Annotated in this window: 17 protein-coding genes and 1 other RNA gene; 17 read left to right on the top strand and 1 reads right to left on the bottom strand. The window is 54.6% G+C overall.

Annotated elements, in window-relative coordinates; translation table 11 throughout:
* Positions 1–446: 446 nt before the first annotated feature.
* The 12 genes from era (at position 447) to rnpB (ending at position 13,293) form a co-directional block, all read left to right on the top strand.
* A complete protein-coding gene (gene era / locus MJ257_RS19250) occupies positions 447–1,349 on the top strand; it encodes a GTPase Era (protein WP_240270769.1) in 903 nt (300 codons plus the stop codon).
* A 146-nt stretch (positions 1,350–1,495) separates the two neighbouring features.
* Positions 1,496–1,633: a YqzL family protein gene (locus tag MJ257_RS19245; RefSeq protein WP_240270767.1), complete on the top strand. Its 138-nt coding sequence runs from the start codon at positions 1,496–1,498 to the stop codon at positions 1,631–1,633.
* Between the two features lie 39 nt (positions 1,634–1,672).
* Positions 1,673–2,422, top strand: coding sequence for a DNA repair protein RecO (recO, locus tag MJ257_RS19240; protein WP_240270765.1), 750 nt, complete (start codon positions 1,673–1,675; stop codon positions 2,420–2,422).
* A 386-nt stretch (positions 2,423–2,808) separates the two neighbouring features.
* On the top strand, positions 2,809–3,696 hold the full coding sequence (gene glyQ / locus MJ257_RS19235; RefSeq protein ID WP_068785381.1) for a glycine--tRNA ligase subunit alpha: 888 nt from the start codon (positions 2,809–2,811) through the stop codon (positions 3,694–3,696).
* Positions 3,689–5,770: a glycine--tRNA ligase subunit beta gene (gene glyS / locus MJ257_RS19230; protein ID WP_240270764.1), complete on the top strand. Its 2,082-nt coding sequence runs from the start codon at positions 3,689–3,691 to the stop codon at positions 5,768–5,770. Before glyQ ends, glyS begins: the two co-directional genes overlap by 8 nt.
* 138 nt (positions 5,771–5,908) lie before the next feature.
* A complete protein-coding gene (locus MJ257_RS19225) occupies positions 5,909–6,373 on the top strand; it encodes a YaiI/YqxD family protein (protein WP_240270763.1) in 465 nt (154 codons plus the stop codon).
* Between the two features lie 100 nt (positions 6,374–6,473).
* Positions 6,474–8,297, top strand: coding sequence for a DNA primase (gene dnaG, locus MJ257_RS19220; protein ID WP_240270761.1), 1,824 nt, complete (start codon positions 6,474–6,476; stop codon positions 8,295–8,297).
* Between the two features lie 46 nt (positions 8,298–8,343).
* Complete coding sequence (rpoD, locus tag MJ257_RS19215; protein WP_240270759.1) at positions 8,344–9,468, top strand: RNA polymerase sigma factor RpoD; 1,125 nt, start codon at positions 8,344–8,346, stop codon at positions 9,466–9,468.
* Positions 9,469–10,058: 590 nt separating this feature from the next.
* Positions 10,059–10,907, top strand: a complete 849-nt coding sequence (locus MJ257_RS19210; RefSeq protein ID WP_240270758.1) for a hypothetical protein — start codon at positions 10,059–10,061, stop codon at positions 10,905–10,907.
* On the top strand, positions 10,904–11,665 hold the full coding sequence (locus tag MJ257_RS19205; protein WP_240270756.1) for a tRNA (adenine(22)-N(1))-methyltransferase: 762 nt from the start codon (positions 10,904–10,906) through the stop codon (positions 11,663–11,665). Before MJ257_RS19210 ends, MJ257_RS19205 begins: the two co-directional genes overlap by 4 nt.
* Entirely contained in the window at positions 11,641–12,756 is a 1,116-nt protein-coding gene (locus MJ257_RS19200) for a Nif3-like dinuclear metal center hexameric protein (RefSeq protein ID WP_240270755.1), read from the top strand. The genes MJ257_RS19205 and MJ257_RS19200 overlap by 25 nt, the downstream gene beginning before the upstream one ends.
* A 120-nt stretch (positions 12,757–12,876) precedes the next feature.
* Positions 12,877–13,293, top strand: an RNA gene (gene rnpB / locus MJ257_RS19195) — RNase P RNA component class A.
* Positions 13,294–13,384: 91 nt separating this feature from the next.
* Here rnpB and MJ257_RS19190 read toward each other — a convergent pair.
* Entirely contained in the window at positions 13,385–15,322 is a 1,938-nt protein-coding gene (locus tag MJ257_RS19190; RefSeq protein WP_240270754.1) for a S8 family peptidase, read from the bottom strand.
* Between the two features lie 151 nt (positions 15,323–15,473).
* Between MJ257_RS19190 and MJ257_RS19185 the strand changes: the two genes are divergently transcribed.
* The 5 genes from MJ257_RS19185 to MJ257_RS19165 all read left to right on the top strand — a co-directional run bounded on the left by MJ257_RS19185 (position 15,474) and on the right by MJ257_RS19165 (position 19,004).
* Positions 15,474–15,977, top strand: a complete 504-nt coding sequence (locus MJ257_RS19185; protein ID WP_240270753.1) for a YpuI family protein — start codon at positions 15,474–15,476, stop codon at positions 15,975–15,977.
* A 127-nt stretch (positions 15,978–16,104) separates the two neighbouring features.
* Positions 16,105–16,338, top strand: coding sequence for a DUF1540 domain-containing protein (locus MJ257_RS19180; protein ID WP_372489853.1), 234 nt, complete (start codon positions 16,105–16,107; stop codon positions 16,336–16,338).
* Positions 16,339–16,367: 29 nt separating this feature from the next.
* A complete protein-coding gene (locus MJ257_RS19175; protein ID WP_240270750.1) occupies positions 16,368–16,784 on the top strand; it encodes a hypothetical protein in 417 nt (138 codons plus the stop codon).
* A 189-nt stretch (positions 16,785–16,973) separates the two neighbouring features.
* Positions 16,974–17,741, top strand: a complete 768-nt coding sequence (locus tag MJ257_RS19170; protein WP_240270749.1) for a lytic transglycosylase domain-containing protein — start codon at positions 16,974–16,976, stop codon at positions 17,739–17,741.
* Between the two features lie 123 nt (positions 17,742–17,864).
* A complete protein-coding gene (locus tag MJ257_RS19165; protein ID WP_240270747.1) occupies positions 17,865–19,004 on the top strand; it encodes a cysteine desulfurase family protein in 1,140 nt (379 codons plus the stop codon).

Here is a 19,004-nt window from a genome sequence, read left to right as displayed (position 1 = left end):
GGTCGAAACGCTAACGGACACCAGAGACGCTATTGACCTGCATATGTGTGCGATCGCATTCTAACGGATCCAGAAGACGTTATTTCGGACAAAATGGGGAAAATGGACGTCGCGATAGCCAAATAAGGGCGGTGGAGTCCGTTAGAACGGGAAATAGCCGGGAAATGAACAAATAAGGTTATTTCGGTCCGTTACTTATGGTTTGTGGGGTACCCGCAGGGATCAGCAGAGGTACTCGAACCAACTGCAGCATACGGACCAACTGAGGCTGTCGAACCAACAGGTGCAATAGGAACAACGGAGGCTCTCGGATTGTCGGATGCACATGGAGCAACATTAAGCTCCAGGTTACCAATGCGTCCCCTCCCTGCAAAACGGGCAACAGAACCAACACGGACCGTTATGGTCGGAGACACTGACCAGGTCAAGACGAAAGGAACTCAATTATGGCAAAAGCAAAATTCAAATCCGGCTTCGTGGCGATTATCGGGCGGCCGAACGTGGGCAAATCCACGCTAATGAACCACATCATCGGTCAGAAAATCGCCATCATGTCCGATAAACCGCAAACGACGCGGAATAAAATTCACGGCGTCTATACCTCGGAATCGATGCAGATCGTTTTTCTGGATACGCCGGGGATCCATAAACGCCAATCCAAGCTTGGCGACTATATGAACACGACGGCGCTCAACACGCTTGGCGAGGTCGAGGCGGTGTTGTTCCTCGTCGATGCCGCGGAAGGATTGGGCGGCGGGGACCGTTTTATCATCGAACGGTTGAAGGATTTGCGGACCCCGGTCATCCTGGTGCTCAACAAAATCGACCGCGTGGAGCCGGAGCAATTGCTGCCTCTGATCGATGAGTACAGCAAGCTTCACTCGTTTAGCGAAATCGTGCCGATTTCGGCGATGCACGGGAACAACGTCAATACGCTGTTGGAGCAAATCGGCAAGTATCTCCCGGAAGGCCCGCAATATTATCCGGAAGATCAGGTTACCGACCATCCGGAGCAATTCGTCTGCGCCGAGCTGATCCGGGAGAAGATCCTGCATCTGACCCGCGAAGAAGTGCCGCACTCCATTGCCGTCACGATCGAAGATATGTGCGTGCAGGAGAACGGCGTGGTGAACATTTCCGCGGTGATTTTCGTCGAGCGCGATTCCCAAAAGGGGATTATCATCGGTAAACAGGGGGCTTTGCTGAAGGAAGTCGGCAAGCAGGCTCGGCACGACATCGAGAACCTGCTGGGTTCGAAGATTTTTCTCGAGTTATGGGTGAAGGTCAAGAAAGACTGGCGCAACCAGGAACGGATCCTGAAGGACCTTGGATTCCACAAGGACGCTTAAAGGGATAATATTTCAATGTAAGTTCAAAAAGTCGGCTTTATGAACCTCCTTTATACTGGGAGTTATTGCAACGCATAGATCCCGTCTATGCGCACATCCTATCTTTGAAGATGCAGGCGTCATTTCCGAAGAAAGGGTGAATACGAATGCGAGATTTTTCGTGGAAGTATTTTGCAATGACTGGAGATGTCGATGCTTACTTGCTTTATAAGGAAGCTAGCGGCCCGAATGAGGAGGAAGCTGCGGCTGCCGAAGAGCTGATCGTAGAGGAAGAAGCCGAGTAACACCGATCTGGCGGGAGAGGCGAGTTTGGGGGAAATGAAATGCTCTACAGAGTGGAAGGAATCGTTATCCGCAGCATGGACTATGGGGAAGGCAATAAAATTATTACATTATGCACCGAAACGAGCGGAAAAATCGGGGTACTGGTGCGCGGCGCCAAAAAGGTCAAGAGCCGCCACGCCGCCCTGACGCAGCTTTTCACACATGGAGAATACGTGTTCTTCCGCCAAAACGGCGGTTTGGGGACCTTAAATCAGGGTGAGATGATCGAATCTCACTTTTCTTTGCGTGAGGACCTTTTTTTGGCCGCGTACGCCTCGTATGCCTGCGAACTGCTGGATAAGACGCTGCAGGACGAGGAGGTCGGCAGCTTCTGGTATACCCAGCTAAAGGCTTGTCTCGAGGGCCTATCGTCCGGCAAGGACCCGCAGATCGTCATCCATTTGTTTGAGATGAAAATCTTGCAGGCAGCAGGTTACGGCCCATCGTTCGAGAGCTGCGTCTCCTGCGGCCGGGTCGACGATTCGCCTTATGTCAGCCCGAGGTTGGGCGGGAGGTTATGCAGAGCCTGCCGTCATCAGGATCCAGCGGCGATGCAAGTAACGCCGGGGGTGCTTAAACTGCTCACGCTGTTCGAAAAAATGGACCTGCGCCGTCTCGGAAACGTAGAGGTCAAGGAGGAAACGAAGCAGGAGCTGAAAACCGTGATGCGGGCCTTTATGGATATGCAACTCGGGCTCAAGCTGAAATCGCGCCATTTTCTCGATCAGCTGGACAAGTATGAAATTTGACGAACAAGATAAAATTAGTTAATATATAAAAGAATTTCTGTGCGTTGAACGGGAAGAGTAACGAGGCAAGGTCTATCAAGTCAGCTTAAGAGGCTGACCAAGCGACCGGGGGTGGTGAGAGCCCGGATAGATGGTCTTGTGAAACGGCAGCCCGGGAGCATGAACCGATCGTGAAAAGCGGATTTGCCGGCGAAGGTCACCGATAGGCGGCCACGGCGAATCAAGTAGGGTGGAACCGCGGGAACTCTTGTATGAGGATTGACTCTTACAGCTCTCGTCCCTACGTCTGACAGCAGGCGTAGAGGCGGGAGCTTTTTATATTTAGCCTCTTGGCTCATGCTTGCTGAACAAACCTGAAGGTTAGGAGATGAGGTTCGCCAATGAGTATTAACTTTCAACAAATGATTCTGACGCTGCAGCAGTTCTGGGCAGAACAGAATTGCATCGTCGTGCAGCCGTATGACGTGGAAAAAGGGGCAGGTACGCTGAACCCGATGACGTTCCTGCGTTCGATCGGTCCGGAGCCGTGGAACGTAGCCTACGTTGAGCCTTCCCGGCGCCCGGCGGACGGCCGTTACGGGGAGAACCCGAACCGGTTGTACCAGCATCACCAGTTCCAGGTGATCATGAAGCCATCGCCGGACAATATCCAGGAGATTTACCTGGAGAGCTTAAAGCGGCTTGGCATCAACCCGCTGGAGCATGACATCCGTTTCGTGGAAGACAATTGGGAGCATCCAGGCTTGGGCGCTTGGGGCCTCGGCTGGGAAGTTTGGCTGGACGGCATGGAAGTGACGCAGTTTACTTATTTCCAACAGGTCGGCGGGATCGAAACCAACCCGGTGGCCGTGGAGATTACTTACGGTATGGAACGCTTGGCCTCCTATATCCAAGACAAGGAGAATGTGTTCGACCTCGAATGGGTGGACGGCACGTCGTACGGCGATGTTTTCCATCAGGCGGAATATGAGCATTCCAAATATACATTTGAAATCTCCGACGTGAAAATGCTGTTTACTTTGTTCAACATGTACGAGCAGGAAGCGGGCAAAGCAATGGAGCAGCATCTGGTGTTCCCGGCTTACGACTATGTGTTGAAATGCTCGCATACGTTTAATCTGCTGGATGCCCGCGGCGCGATCAGCGTGACCGAACGGACAGGGTATATCACGCGGGTGCGGAATTTGGCACGCCAGGTTGCCGCGACCTATTTGGAGGAACGCGAGAAGCTCGGCTTCCCGATGCTTCAGAAAGGGGGTGCCGCACGTGGCTAAGGATCTGCTGTTCGAAATCGGATTAGAGGAAATGCCGGCCCGGTTTATCCGCGGCGCGATGGAGCAATTGAAGGAGCGGACGGTCAAGTGGCTGGAGGAATCCGTCATTCAGCACGGAGCGGTGGAAGCTTATGCGACTCCGCGTCGTTTGGCTATTCTCGTCAAAGACGTGGCCGAGAAGCAAGAGGACGTGCATGAGGAGGTCAAAGGACCTTCGCGTAAAATCGCCCTCGACGAAAACGGCGAATGGAGCAAAGCGGCGCTTGGTTTTGCACGCAGCCAGGGAGCCAGCCCGGAACAGTTTACGTTCCGCGAGGTTGGCGGCACCGAATATGTTTACGTCAGCAAGAGCCGGATCGGCGTAGAGACGTCAAGCCTTGTCGCCGAGGGATTGCTGGGCATTTTGCAGGCGATGAATTTTCCGAAGAACATGCGTTGGGGGAATTACGACTTTAAATTTGTTCGCCCGATCCGCTGGATGGTGGCGTTGTTCGGCAAAGACGTCATCGAGCTGGAAATCGCCGGCGTGAAGTCCGGCAACGTTACGCGGGGACACCGGTTCCTCGGAGCCGAAACGGCGATTGAACAGCCTGCAGCTTATGTGGAAACGCTGCGCGCCCAGCACGTGATCGCCGACGTAAACGAACGTCAGACCTTGATTCAGAATCAAATCGATGCGTTGGCAAAAGAAAAGGGCTGGCATATCGCCGTGAAAGAGGATTTGCTGGAGGAAGTGCTGTTCCTGGTGGAGACGCCAACTGTGTTGTTCGGCACGTTCGAGGAATCGTTCCTGAACATTCCGCAGGAGGTGCTTATCACCTCGATGCGCGAGCATCAGCGGTATTTCCCGGTGCTGAACGAGCAAGGCAACCTGCTTCCTTACTTCGTGACCGTGCGCAACGGTAACAACGCTTCGCTGGACGTGATCGCCCGCGGCAACGAGAAGGTGCTTCGCGCTCGCTTGTCCGACGCGAAATTCTTCTATGAGGAAGATCAGAAGCTGGCGATCAAGGACGCGTTGTCCAAGCTGGAAAGCATCGTGTTCCATGACGAGCTCGGCACGATCGGGGACAAGGTGCGCCGCATCCGCCGCAATACGGAGAAGCTGTCGACGATGCTTGGCACCGACACCGGGACGGCAGAAGCCGCCGCACGTACGGCGGAGATCTGCAAATTCGACCTGGTGACGCAAATGGTTTATGAATTCCCTGAATTGCAGGGGGTTATGGGCGAGGATTATGCCCGTAAAGCCGGCGAACCCGAAGCCGTGGCGAGAGGCGTGTTCGAGCATTATCAGCCGCGATTTGCCGATGATGCCGTACCGGCTTCTTCCGTAGGCTCGATCGTCAGCATCGCCGACAAAATCGATACGATCGCCGGCTGCTTCTCGATCGGCATTATCCCGACCGGCTCGCAGGATCCGTACGGGCTGCGCCGGCAAGCGGCCGGTATCGTGCAGATTATCGTCGAACACCAACTGACCGTTTCGTTGACCGATATTTTCAAGCTGGCGCTGGAGACGCATCAGCAATTCCGCGGACTCAAACGCAGCGAAGAGGAAGTCTTGAAGGATCTGATGGAATTCTTCGGCCTGCGCGTCAGAAAGACGCTTTCGGACGAAAATCTCCGTTATGACGTCGTGGATGCGGTCTTGTCGGCCGGCTATGATGACGTCGTCTCTTCGGTAGCTCGCGGCAAGGCGCTGATGGAAGCCGTAGTTGCGAAGGAAGACTTCAAATCGACCGTCGAATCGTTTGGACGGGTCAGCAACCTTGCGGCGAAAGCAACCGGCGAGAAGGTTCGCTCCGATCTGCTGGACGAACCGGCGGAACAAGCGCTGTATGAAGCATGGCGTTCGGTCTCCGGCAAATACCGGGATACGCTCGCTTCGCGCGACGCTGCCGGCGCGTTGGAGCTGATCGGCGGATTGAAGGAAGCAATCACGGTGTTCTTTGAAGCCGTGATGGTCATGGCCGAAGACGATGCGATTCGGACGAACCGCTTGGCGCTGCTGGCCGCAATCGACGAAGATCTCAAGGCGTTTGCTGATTTCGGCAAACTGGTTTGGGCATAATATAGGAAGTCAAACGAGTGTGTGGCTGACGGCTAGCGAAGGGCTTGCCGTCAGCCATCCCTCGCTTATCGGCAAAAATCGCTAAGATTCGGCTCGTCCTTGTTTAGATTCGGCCGATTCGAGGTTATATTGTATTACATGGAGGCATGGAGGATGCGGATCGTCGTCGATGGGGATTCCTGTCCGGTCAAGGCGGAAATTGCCGACACGGCGGGCAGGTTCGGCGTACCGGTGATCATGGTGGCTTCATATGATCATGTATTGCAGCCGGAGCCGGGAGTGGAAGTGGTTCAGGTTGACCGTAGCGGACAAAGCGCGGATTTGTATATCGCCGCCCATGTGGAGAAGGGCGATATCGTCGTGACCCAGGACTACGGCCTGGCGGCACTGGTGATCGCGAGAGCTTGTCACGGATTATCCCCGCGCGGCGACGTCTACCATGCAGGCAATATCGACTATTTGCTAGAGCGCCGCCATCATCAAGCGAAGGCTAGGCGGGCAGGGCACCACGGCAAGGGACCGAAGCCGTTTACCGGCGAAGACCGCGAGCGGTTTACGGCCGCGTTGTCAAAACTTTTGTCGCGTTTGCAGGAGAATGTATAGTTTTAGCGAATTACTATTTACGTGTCACCCGAGAACATCGAAATGTCGGTGATTTTGACAAATTGACGATTCTCACGCGTGAAAGATGAAGGTGAATGGGATGAGTACCGGGCGTGGCATTCCGGAGGAAGTCATCGAGGCGGTTCTGCGTCAGCACGATATCGTCGACACGGTCAGCAAGCACGTTCATCTAACGAAACAGGGGAAGTACATGAAGGGGTTATGCCCGTTCCATTCAGAGAAAACCCCGTCGTTTACGGTCACACCCGAACGCCAAATCTTCCATTGTTACGGCTGCGGCAAAGGCGGGAACGCCATCAAATTCAGGATGGAAATCGAAGGATTAACCTTTCCCGAGGCAGTCAGAATCATGGCGGAGGAGGCCCATATCCCTTATGAGGATAAGGGTAGGGATTACGGTGATGCACCGCGTAACCAGGAGTTGGAAGAGCTGCTGCAGGCCCACGAATGGTCCTCCAAGCTTTATCATTACTTGCTGAAGAACACCGAATACGGCAAGCCGGCGATGGAGTATTTGAAATCCCGCGGCTTTACCGACAAAGCCATCGATACGTTCCAGATCGGTTATGCACCCGCCAGATGGGATACGCTCGTCCAGTTTTTGGACAAACGATCGTTTAATCTGGAAGCGATGGAGAAGGGTGGATTGCTTTCGTCCAGGCAAGACGGATCCGGATTCGTGGACCGTTTCCGCGATCGGGTCATTTTCCCGCTGCACAACCGAAGCGGCAAAGTCATCGCGTTTGCGGGAAGAGTGCTTGGCGACGGACAACCGAAATATTTGAACTCGCCGGAAAGTAAGCTGTTTACCAAAAGCCGAGTTCTCTACAATTTGCATCAAGCGAAGAACGAAATACGCAAGACGGGCCAAGTCGTCCTGTTCGAAGGATACGGCGACGTAATCAGCGCGTGGGAAGCCGGGGTTCACAACGGTGTAGCTACCATGGGAACCGCGTTAACCGAAAGCCATGCCGCCATCTTGCGGGGATTAGCCGAAGAAGTGCTGGTCTGCTATGACGGCGATTCCGCCGGACAAGCTGCCGCGCTAAAGAGCATCCCGATTCTCGAAGGCGCTGGTTTTGTTCAGGTAAGAATCGCATTGCTCAGCGAAGGGCTGGATCCCGACGAATTCATTCAGAAGCACGGTGCCGAACGGTTCCGCCATCAAGTTTTGGACGGCGCGGTTTCCTCCGTCAAATTTAGGCTTATATATCTGAGAAAAAACCATATACTGCTAGAAGAAGACGGAAAGATCGCGTATATCAAAGAGGCGATGCCGATTATTGCGGCGCTCTCTTCCCCAAGCGAACGTGAGATTTACTTAAAGGAACTCTCCGCCGATTTGCAGGTCTCGTTCGACAGCTTGAAGCAGGAATGCAACGAACTGAGAACGGTTATGCAAAAAAAGGCAGATGCCGGGGATAATAAGCCCGAAAGGTGGAATAATGGTAGGCATAAAAAAGGGCAGGCATCCATGCCGACGTTGCTGCCCGCTTTTCATGCGGCGGAACGGAGACTGCTTTCTTTCATGCTGCAGGACGAAGAGGTGTCCCGCTATGTAGGCGAACGCCTAGGGACAAATTTTAACATCGAAGATCATGTGGCGATAGCCGCTTATCTATACGCCTATTATGCGCAAGGCAAAACCCCGGATGCTAGCCGTTTTATTTCCTCGCTTCAGGATGAGCGGCTGGAGCAGACGGTCATTTCGATCGCGATGATGGATACGCCGGCCGAATGGACGACGCAAGAGCTGGACGACTGCATCCGCGAAATTCAGAAGGTGCCGCTGCTCGAACAGATCAAACGCAAAAAAGAGGAAATGGTATCGGCCGAACGGGCTGGAGATTTTATGCGTGCGGCGCAAATTGCAAGTGAGATTATTGCCCTAGAGAGACAGTAAGACGAACGGACTTTCGGTGATGTTTCTAGGGAGGAGGGAGCCAGATATGACGAATGACCAACATACTGAACTAGAAACGGAATTAACGCTGGATCAGGTACGGGATCAATTGATCGAACAAGGGAAGAAAAGGTCGTCCTTAACGTATAAAGAAATTATGGAGATGCTTTCGCCTTTCGATCAGGATCCCGAGCAAATGGACGAGTTTTTTGAACAATTAGCCGATCTTGGCATCGACGTCACCGGCGACGGGGACGAAGATCACCGGCGCGGTGATGGAGACGGCTCGCATGACGGCGACGATTTTAACTACGATGACGATCTCTCGCTTCCTCCGGGAATCAAGATCAACGACCCGGTACGGATGTATCTGAAAGAAATCGGGCGCGTGCCGCTGTTGTCGGCGGACGACGAGATGGAGCTCGCCAAACGGATCGAGAACGGGGACGAAGAAGCCAAACGCCGTTTGGCCGAAGCCAACCTGCGTCTGGTCGTCAGCATCGCCAAGCGTTATGTCGGCCGCGGCATGCTGTTCCTGGATTTGATCCAGGAAGGAAACATGGGTTTGATCAAAGCCGTGGAGAAGTTTGACCACAAGAAAGGCTTTAAATTCAGTACCTATGCAACCTGGTGGATTCGTCAGGCCATTACCCGGGCGATTGCCGACCAGGCCAGAACGATTCGGATCCCGGTTCATATGGTTGAAACGATCAACAAACTGATCCGGGTATCCCGGCAGCTGCTGCAAGAGCTGGGACGCGAACCTACGCCGGAGGAAATCGCTGCGGAGATGGAGCTTAGCGTGGAGAAGGTCCGGGAGATCATGAAGATCGCTCAAGAGCCGGTTTCGTTGGAAACGCCGATCGGGGAAGAAGATGACTCCCATCTCGGCGACTTTATCGAAGATCAGGAAGCCTTGGCTCCGGCGGACGCAGCGGCGTACGAGCTGCTGAAAGAACAGCTGGAGGACGTGCTGGACACGCTCACGGAACGCGAAGAGAATGTGCTCCGTTTGCGGTTTGGACTCGATGACGGCCGCACGCGCACCCTTGAAGAAGTCGGGAAAGTATTCGGCGTCACCCGGGAGAGAATCCGGCAAATCGAAGCAAAAGCGCTCCGCAAGCTGCGCCATCCTAGCCGCAGCAAGCGGCTGAAGGACTTCCTCGAATAGGCGTAACCGCCTGCAACCTTGACCTTCTGCAGCCAAGCAGCAAGGTCATTTTTGTTGAACAACATGTCCGTTTTCCAGATGACGTCTGTTGTTGCACGCAATCTTACGGTACCTAGTTGGTCCGTAACGGACCGTAAAGACCTTATTTGCGGATTTTCCGGCGATTTTCCGCTGTAACGGACTCAAGAGACCTTATTGGTTTCCCATTGCTTACATGTGGCTGCTTTTGGCCGAAATAAGGTCTCCTCAGTCCGCTAGAATTCGGAACTCCCCAAAAACGGATCGATAACGTCTCTAGTGTCCGTTAGCCGTCCGCGAAGGCACGGGTGAATTCAAGATTCGACGCCGCATCCGCTTCTCTGCTTCTGCTTCGTGATCGAAAGATGACTTTTTGAACAACCATTTCAATAAAAAGTTCAAAAAGTCAGGTTTGGAGCACCGAGAAGGTTGGATGAAGCTAGGGACTGAGCAGCGCAGCGTAGCTGGAGGCTACGTGAGCAGCGGAAGGCCCGGGTGAATTCAAGATTCGACGCCGCATCCGCTTCTCTGCTTCTGCTTCGTGATCGAAAGATGACTTTTTGAACAACCACATGGGAGAAGGTGTTCAGTTGGATCAGGAGAAACGCAAGATCATCCTGAAGGAAATCGATCATTGGCGGAGAAGCCGGCTATTGCCCGAGCAATATTGCGATTTCTTGGAAAACCTATATAAAGACCAGACCGAGGGATCGTCATCCCGCCCAGGCTTCTCGCTAAAAACACTGATTCAACAGGGAAGCCTGAAACTTTGGTCCCTTTCTTTTGGAATAATTTCCTTCTTTTTCTTTATTGTTTTTTATTTTAACGTTTTTCCCTGGGGTTTGCAAATCGCCGTAACGCTGCTGCTTTCTGCGGCATGTTATGGCCTTGCCGCTCATTATCGGCGCGACAAAGCGCTGTTCTCCATGTCGATGGCCGGATTAGGCAGCTTGCTGTTGCTGGGCTTCGGAAGCTGGATCATCGCCATCCAGGGATGGCCGCCCGGCATCGGTACGACGCTGCTAGTCGCCTTTTGCGGGTTCGTCTGGCTCGTCTTGGGGTACGCGCTGCGATTTGGCATCATCAGTTACAGCGGCTTTGCCTGCGGCATGCTGCTGTATGCGTTTTTGCTCGGGCAAACGAACCCCGGCGCATCCTGGGGGATGCTTCAGGTGTTTTGGCTGCCGCTGGCCGCGATCTTTTTCTGGCTGAGCTGGTTGGGGCATCATCGGTTAAAGGCGCTGGCTCCCGTATTTTTCTCCGTTTCCGTCTCGTTATGGTTCATGCCGGAAGCGGATGCTTTCCTGTTGCGGGACGCTGAGGTTGCCGCTATGCCGGCGTTGATTCTGCTTAAGCTCGTAGCGGCATTTCTCCTCTTGTTTGGACTACGTAAAAAATGGGTGGTGTGGATAACTTCATGAAATTGTCAGCTAGATTGCAGCTTATTGCCGACTGGCTCCCGGACGGATGCCGGTTCGCCGATATCGGCTCGGACCACGCGCTGCTGCCTGTAGCCGCCGTACGCAGCGGGCGGGCGATTTTCGCCGTCGCCGGCGAAGTGAACGACGGCCCGCTGGAAGCGGCGCGCCGCCAGGTAGCCGAATCCGGGGAAACGGGGCGCATCTCCGTCCGCAAAGGCGACGGACTTGCCGTCATCGCCCCCGGCGAAGTGGACGCGATCACGATCGCCGGGATGGGCGGCGCGTTGATCGTTTCGATTTTAGACGAAGGCCAGGCGAAGTTGGCCGGCGTTAAGCGGCTCGTGCTGCAGCCGAACGTCGGCGGAGAATTCGTCCGCCGCTGGCTGCTGGAGCACGATTGGTATTTGGCCGAAGAGGCTATCCTGGAGGAAGACGGCAAAATTTACGAAGCGATGATGGCCGAAGCCCGGCCCGATGCGGGGGAGCGAAACGCCGAACTGTACCGCGAACGGGAGTTGGCGGGGAGTGGGGTCCGCTTGACCCGCGAGTTGCAGCTATTGATGGGGCCGAGATTAACGGCGGCTCCGAACGAAGTCTTTTTCGCAAAATGGGAATCGGAGCTGCGTAAGCTGGAGAGCATTCGACGGTCGGTTGCCTCGTCGGCACTGGAGGCGTCCCGTCAGAAGGAAGCGGAGTTGACCCGGCTATCGGAGCAGTTAATGGAGGTGTTGGCATGTTTGCCAAAGGACAAACCGTAGTGCAATACGTGGAGCAGTTGGCTCCCAAGCACGTAGCGATGGAAGGGGACAAAATCGGACTCCAGCTGGGCAGCCTGCAGAAGGAGATCCGAAACGTGCTGGTGGCGCTGGACGTGAACGAGGAGGTGGTTAACGAGGCCATTTCCCTGCAAGTGGACCTGATCGTCGCCCATCACGCCATCATCTATTGCCCGCTGGCCCATTTGCAAAGCGATACGCCGATGGGCAAGGTGTACGAGAAGCTGATCAAGCACGATATCGCCGTGTATATCGCCCATACGAATCTCGACGTCACGGACGGCGGGATGAACGATTGGATGGCGGAAGCCCTGGGAATCGAAAGCTCCGGTTCGCTCGAAGACGTTCACACGGACAACCTATACAAGCTGGTCGTCTTTGTTCCGAAGGATCACCACGAGCAGGTGCTGAAGTCGATGCTGAACGCGGGAGCAGGCCATATCGGGAACTACAGCCATTGCAGCTTTAATCTCGAAGGATATGGCACGTTCAAACCCGGGGAAGGCACCGATCCGTTCATCGGGACGGAAGGGAAGTTGGAGCGGGTGGAGGAAGTGCGCATCGAAACGGTTGTACCGCACAGCCTGCGCAGCAAGGTCATTCAAGCGATGTTGAAGCAGCATCCCTATGAAGAGGTTGCTTATGACCTGTACCCGATGGACTTGAAGGGACGCACCTTCGGGCTGGGTCGGGTCGGCAAGCTGACGGAGCCGGTTACGCTGCGGGACTTCGTGCAGCGGGTCAAAGAGCGGCTGGAGGTGCCGATGGTTCGGGTCGTCGGCGATCTGGACCGGCCGGTTCGCAAGGCCGCCGTCCTGGGCGGTTCGGGCGGACGGTATTGGAGAAACGCCCAATTTCGCGGGGCAGACGTGCTCGTGACCGGGGACGTGGATTATCATACTGCCCAGGATGCCTGGATGGCCGGGGTCGCAATCGTTGATCCGGGACATAATGTCGAGAAGATCATGAAACCTCGGGTTGCCGCCTGGTTGTCCGAGAAACTGGCCGAGGACAAATACGCGACCCGCGTGCACGTTTCCCAGGTCAACACCGAGCCGTTCAGGTTCCTGTAATAAGAGGACAAAGGCAACAAAGCATACGCCTCCAAAGCTGGTAGGATACGTCAGGTTTACCGTCAAATCGCTCTTGTCAGCGTGCGGCAATGCCTGTATACTATCAAGTGTTGCCTTTCGAAAGTTTGACAGACAATCGCCGGCGGCTGAAGAGCCGCGGGAGGAAAGTCCGGGCTCCATAGGGCAGGGTGCTGGATAACGTCCAGTCAGCGCGAGCTGAAGGATAGTGCCACAGAAATGGACCGCCGATGGACGACTTCTCCACTTGTGGAGAGTGGTCACAGGCAAGGATGGAACCGAGGTGTAAGAGACCCCGAGGAACGCTGGTGACTTCGTTCCTGGTAAACCCCACTTGGAGCAAGACCTAATGGGACGCAGCTTCTTCGCGAAGCGGCCTTTGCCCGAGGCGCGTCCGGGTTGGTTGCTGGAGCCGCCCAGTAATGTGCGGCCTAGATAGATGATTGTCGCTCAAGGCGGGAGGGTAGTTCCCGTTATACCGCAACGAGTACAGAACCCGGCTTACGGCAAACTTTCAGCACTAAAGGGAACATGATCTATATCAATGGATAAAGCCTCCGCATTGCTTGGAATGAATTCCGGCGATGCGGAGGCTTTTGGTTTAGATGCGTTATTTGGCGCGATCCACGGCGCGATCCATTTTGCGCTGGATCGATTGTGGCCAGAACTGGAGCGGCGCTTCGCCGCCGCCAGCCGCCTGAAGCGCGGCATAGACGTCAATTTGCCCGTACCCGTAATATTTATCGCGTCCGGTATCTCCAAGATCGATCACGTTTTTCCGGATGATGTCCATGACCTCGGTGTTTTTCAACTCCGGATTCACGGATCGGATCAGCGCGGCGAGGGCTGCGACGTGCGGGCTGGCCATCGACGTGCCGGACAACGCTGCATATTGATTATCCGGATAGGTGCTGGCGATGCTTTCGCCCGGCGCCATGACGTCGATGTAATCGCCGTAATTCGAGAAGGAGGCTTTCTGCAGGTTGTAGTCCGTCGCCGATACCGACAATACTTCCGGATAGGCTGCCGGGTATCCCGGCCGTTCGGTATTGTCGTTGCCCGTAGCGGCGATCAGCACCACGTCCCGCTCAAAGGCGTATTTGATCGCCTCGTGGAGGAACTGGGCGTCGGCATAGTTGCCAAGGCTCATGTTGATGACTTTGGCGCCATGGTCCGTGGCCCAAATAATCCCTTGAGCCACGGAATACGTCGTACCGGAACCGGACTTGTCCAGCGCCTTCACCGGCAAAATCTTGCCGCCCCACATCATTCCGGCGATCCCTTCGCTATTGTTGACGTTGGCGGATATAATGCCGGCCACATGGGTGCCGTGCCCGACGTCGTCGGCCGGTTCCTTGTCCGGTTCGATGACGTTATAGCCCTTCAGCAACCGGCCTTGCAGATCGGGGTGCTTGAGATCCACGCCGGTATCGACGACCCCCACGATCACGTCATTGCTGCCTTTGGACAATTGCCAGCCGCGGTTCGTTTCGATGATCGGCAGATTCCATTGGTACTCGGAAAACAGCATATCGTTGGGTACTTCCGGCGTTTCTTCGGTATAGCCTGTATCGTCTTCGTTGAAGAAGCTCCCCGGATCGTCCCAAATGCTTCCTCCGGTTTCGTTGGTCAAATACAAATAATGCGGCTCGATGTACTTCGGCTGCCATTTGTTCAAAAAATACTGCCGAAGCTGTTTCATGTTCATCGTATCCGAACGGAAAATATAGGTGCTGTTCAGTTTGCGCGGCGGAGTACCGGAAATGTCCGCCATGATTTGCTTCATTTGCTCGGGACTCGGCTTGCTTTGGAACGTGACGACGATCTCGTTTTCGTAATAATGGCTCGCTTTCTCGTTGTCATGCCCCGTTTTTACCGTGATATCCTTTAGCGTGTCCGCATGCACCGATTCAACCTTGAATTTGCCTTCCTTCGGGTAAGGAATCAAGCGCAGGTTTTTGTGCTGGTGGTCCTGAACCCGCCCCAATATTCCGACGTCCATCACCGCGATGACCCCTTGTTTTTTACCTTTGGCCGGCTCAGCGGCAACGAAGTATTTCGGCTGCTTCTCCGGGAACGAAGGGGATTCGTAGGCCGTGGATTTATTCAGCGCTTTTTTGGCGTAGCTTACATACGTGTTCAACTGCTTTTTCTCTGCCGGATCCGGTTTGAAATCTTCTCGCCGAAATTGCTTGGTTCGCCCGGTTGCGGCATCGTACCACAGAATGGCTTGAAACTGTTTGTGGTCCTTTTGCAATTCCTGTGCAGAGCCGGGCAGCTTGCCGCCAGAGCTTTGGGAAAAGTCGGCTGCCAGGGAACGAAGGTGACCCCGGGCGTCCAATCGGGATAACCGTTCGGTTGCGGTCATGTCGCGCTTCAGCATGCTTTGCTTCAACTTTTGCTCCTCCGCCGGCTGCGGCACGGATAGCCGGTTTACGGTATTCCTCGGAGCGGTCTTGTCATTATCCGAGGACGGGAAAAGAAGCGAAACCGCTGCCACCGCGGCAGCTCCCGTCAACCCCAGGGCGGCCCATCTGCGCCATTTCATCGGTTAACCTCCTTTAAATATGTCGATAGCCATAGCGTGAGGTGATGTCCCTGTTTTTATTCCTTGAGGGATACCGAATTCGGATAAATTGTGTTACGATAATTTCGTTAATGACTATACCGATCATTACAGGTGAAGGAGAATTGTTCGCATGCCACAAGCCAATAACATCAGGCAGCTGTGTGAAGCCACCCGAGAGAAACTGAAACGTGCGGCCGAGAAGCTTGAAGCGTTCTTGAACCAGCATTCAATGCCGCAGCTTATGGAAGGCCAAGACGAAGACAGAGCATTGTTTTACCAAGGATTTTTGTCGGACCTGCGGCATTTGCTCGTGTTCAGTGAGGTTTGCTACGAGAAATTGGGCGTTGCCCTTCGTCGCGGGACCTTTGACGAGGAAGCTGCTGAAAAGGTGCTGTACCATGTGTATCATGACTGCGTGAATAACTTCTTCTATCCTAAAAATGAAAGCTATTCCGAAGACGGAAGATACGCTTATACCGGGCAGGACGCCATTCGGTTCCGCAAGAAGCCGATTCGCGCGGCGCGCGATATCGTGCTGGACATTACGGGAATTTTTGAGGAACTGCGCGATGACCTGACCTTTTATGAAAGCGATTATTTGACCCAACTGCGATTAAACCGTTCCGCCAAATAAAAAGGGAATGAACAAGAACGACAAGATGCCGGGATACCGGCATCTTTTTCTTTTGGGAACGATTTGCTAATCTCCCGGCGCATAAGGGGATGGAGGCGAGGAGAAAATGATACGCGAGGTGATCAACATGCCAAATGGGGAAAAACCCATGGTCAAATGTAGCGTATCCAACTGCACCTATTGGGGCGAAAAAAACGTGTGCAACGCCGACGTCATTATGATCGATGTCGACCAGCATGCGAACAGCCGTTATAAGGCGGAATTCGCCGGCGAATCGTTTGATACGGAACACCGCGACTCCGCTCCGTCGTCCGCCGCAACTTGCTGTCATACGTTCAAGCCGAAATCGAAGTCGTCGTAAGAAAACATCATTTAACGGAGGTGCTTTTGATGACGGATACCAAAACAGACAAACCGGAGCAGCCATCATCGGGCAATAGCCGCACCGACTATCCGCGCAAAGTTGACCGCGAGTACCGCGAGGAATATGCGGCCGAGGTTACGCCGGCAGGGACATTCAGCGGCAACGTAGTCCGCGGCGACAGATCTGAAGGAACCCGCGATCGCGATGCAAATCGGACCGAACGTGCTGACGGCGCGAATACCGCCGGGCGTACGGTAGGTTACGTCGGCGTTGGTTTGGGGATCGCTTCGTTGTTCATGTGGTCGATCATCCTGGGACCGCTGGCGGCCGTGATGGGCTTTTACGCCTACAGCCAAGGCAACAAAACGTCCGGAGCTTGGGCCATCGGCTTGGGGATCGTCTCGACATTGAGTTACTTCGTTCTTATGCCGTTTACCCGCTAACCTGTCGTCCTTTGGGGGCTGCCAGCGACGAAATTATGAACGTTTATACCACCGGGCTAACGTCGCCTTTTGGACGTTGGCCTTTTTCCCTTTTTGCGGCTTTTTATCGAAAAAGGTGGAACGAGGCGCGGAATGCGTGTAAAATATAGGCATTGAACTTGTTATTCCCCAAAGAGGAGCTTATCAGGCATGCAAATCGATCCGAGAACGATGGGACAGTGGATTCAACTTCAGTCCTTAAACCAATTGGACTTACAAGGAACGTCGGCGCAGCGGGCTTCCGGCGATATGGACGGCTCGTTGTTTGATATATTGCTGCAAGAAATGATGCTTGCGGAACAGGATGGGACCGTGGCGTCGTCCGAAGCTACCGGCACGGATACGCGTTCGGTACTGGAATCGCTTCAGGGGTATCTGGTTTCCGCCGGATTGAACGATACCGATCCATTGGACGGGTTATTTGCGGAAATGGTTCCGGGTTATGGGGCAGTCACCGCGCCGGGGACGGCGGGGAGCTCCCCGGAGCTTGCTGCGCAAGGCACGTCGGATCTGCAGTCTTTGATCACCCAGGCCAGCGCGAGATACGGGGTGCCGGAAAGCTTGATCAAAGCGGTGATCGCGACGGAATCTTCGTTTAACCCGCAGGCGGTTTCCTCTGCCGGTGCCAAAGGCCTGATGCAGCTGATGGACGGTACGGCGAGAGGGCTAGGAGTCAGCGATCCGTTTGACCCGGCGCAAAACATAGACGGAGGCACCAAATATTTGTCGTATCAGATCAACCGTTACGGCGGAGACGTCAAAACAGCACTTGCGGCTTACAACGCCGGTCCGGGAAGACTGCAACGGCTTGGAATCGGCAACGATGAGCAACTGATGGAGAAGTTCCATTTGCTGCCGCAGGAGACGCAAGGTTATATTGCCAAAATCATGAGAGCGCAGGCGAAATTCGAGGCGTAATCGGTTTACTCTATCGAAAATGGCGGTACATTATTTGAAAGATCAAATGGAAAACGCTCCGATCGCGGTTGTTTCGGGTATACGCGTTTTTCATTTGGTCTTTTTTGAGGTGAAGGTGAAGAGATGATCTATTTCGACCATGCCGCGACGACACCGCCTTACGAGGACGTCGCGAAGACCGTAGCGGAAGTGATGGCGCGACATTATGGGAACCCGTCATCGCTGCACCGGCTCGGCGAGGAGAGCGCCAAGCTGCTGGATAAAGCGAGGGAAGTCAGCGCTGCGGCGTTAGGAGTTCGGCCGCGGGAAATCGTGTTTACCGGCGGGGCGACGGAAAGCAACAATATGGCGATCAAAGGGGTTGCCCTTCAATTTGCCGGACGAGGCAAGCATTTGATCACGGCGGCGACGGAGCATCCATCCGTGCTCGAGAGCGTAAAGCAAATGGTTTCCTGGGGCTGGGAGGCAACCATCCTCCCGGTCGACGGAGACGGATGCGTGACCGTCGACCAGGTGCGGGCGGCACTGCGTCCGGACACCGTGCTCGTGTCGGTGATGCATATCAACAACGAAACCGGAACCGTGCAGCCGGTGGAGGAAATCGGCCGGATGCTTAAAACGGTTGCTCCGCGGGTGATGTTTCATGTGGACGGCGTTCAGGGCTTTGGGAAGCTGCCGTTATCCTTGGCTGACAGCGGCATTGATTTATACGGCTTGTCTGCGCATAAACTAAGAGGGCCCAAAGGCGTTGGGCTGCTGTACGTCCGCGAAGGGCTTCAGCTTGCGCCCCTGCTGGCTGGCGGGGGTCAGGAGGGGGGCTACCGTTCGGGGACGGAGAACATTCCTTATATCGTGGCTTTCTCTAAAGCTTTGCGTTTGGCGGCGGAAGGCCGGGAAGCTAGGTCAACGAAGCTGTATCGCTTACGGGAGCGGCTGACCCGAGGGCTTGCGGAGCTGACGGAGCTGACGGTGAATTCGCCTGCGCAGGGCGCCCCGCACATCGTGCATTTTTCTTATCCAGGGATGAAAGCGGAAGCGTTGCTGCACATGCTGGAAGAGGAAGGTTTTTTCGTATCCACCCGCTCGGCGTGCTCCTCCAAGCGAAGCGAACCGAGCCGCGTGCTGCTGGCCATGGGGAAATCCAAAGAAGTTGCTTCGTCGGGCATTCGAATCAGCCTGGGCGATGAACATGAAGAGCAAGATATTGACGCCCTGCTCGCCGCGTTGAGGCAATCGGTCAAGCGGCTGCAGGCTTTACGATAG

The organism is Paenibacillus timonensis, from assembly GCF_022427145.1.
Taxonomy (GTDB): Bacteria; Bacillota; Bacilli; order Paenibacillales; family Paenibacillaceae; genus Fontibacillus; species Fontibacillus timonensis.
Note: the sequence above shows the minus strand (reverse complement) of the source record. Positions and strands in the feature narration are given on the sequence as shown.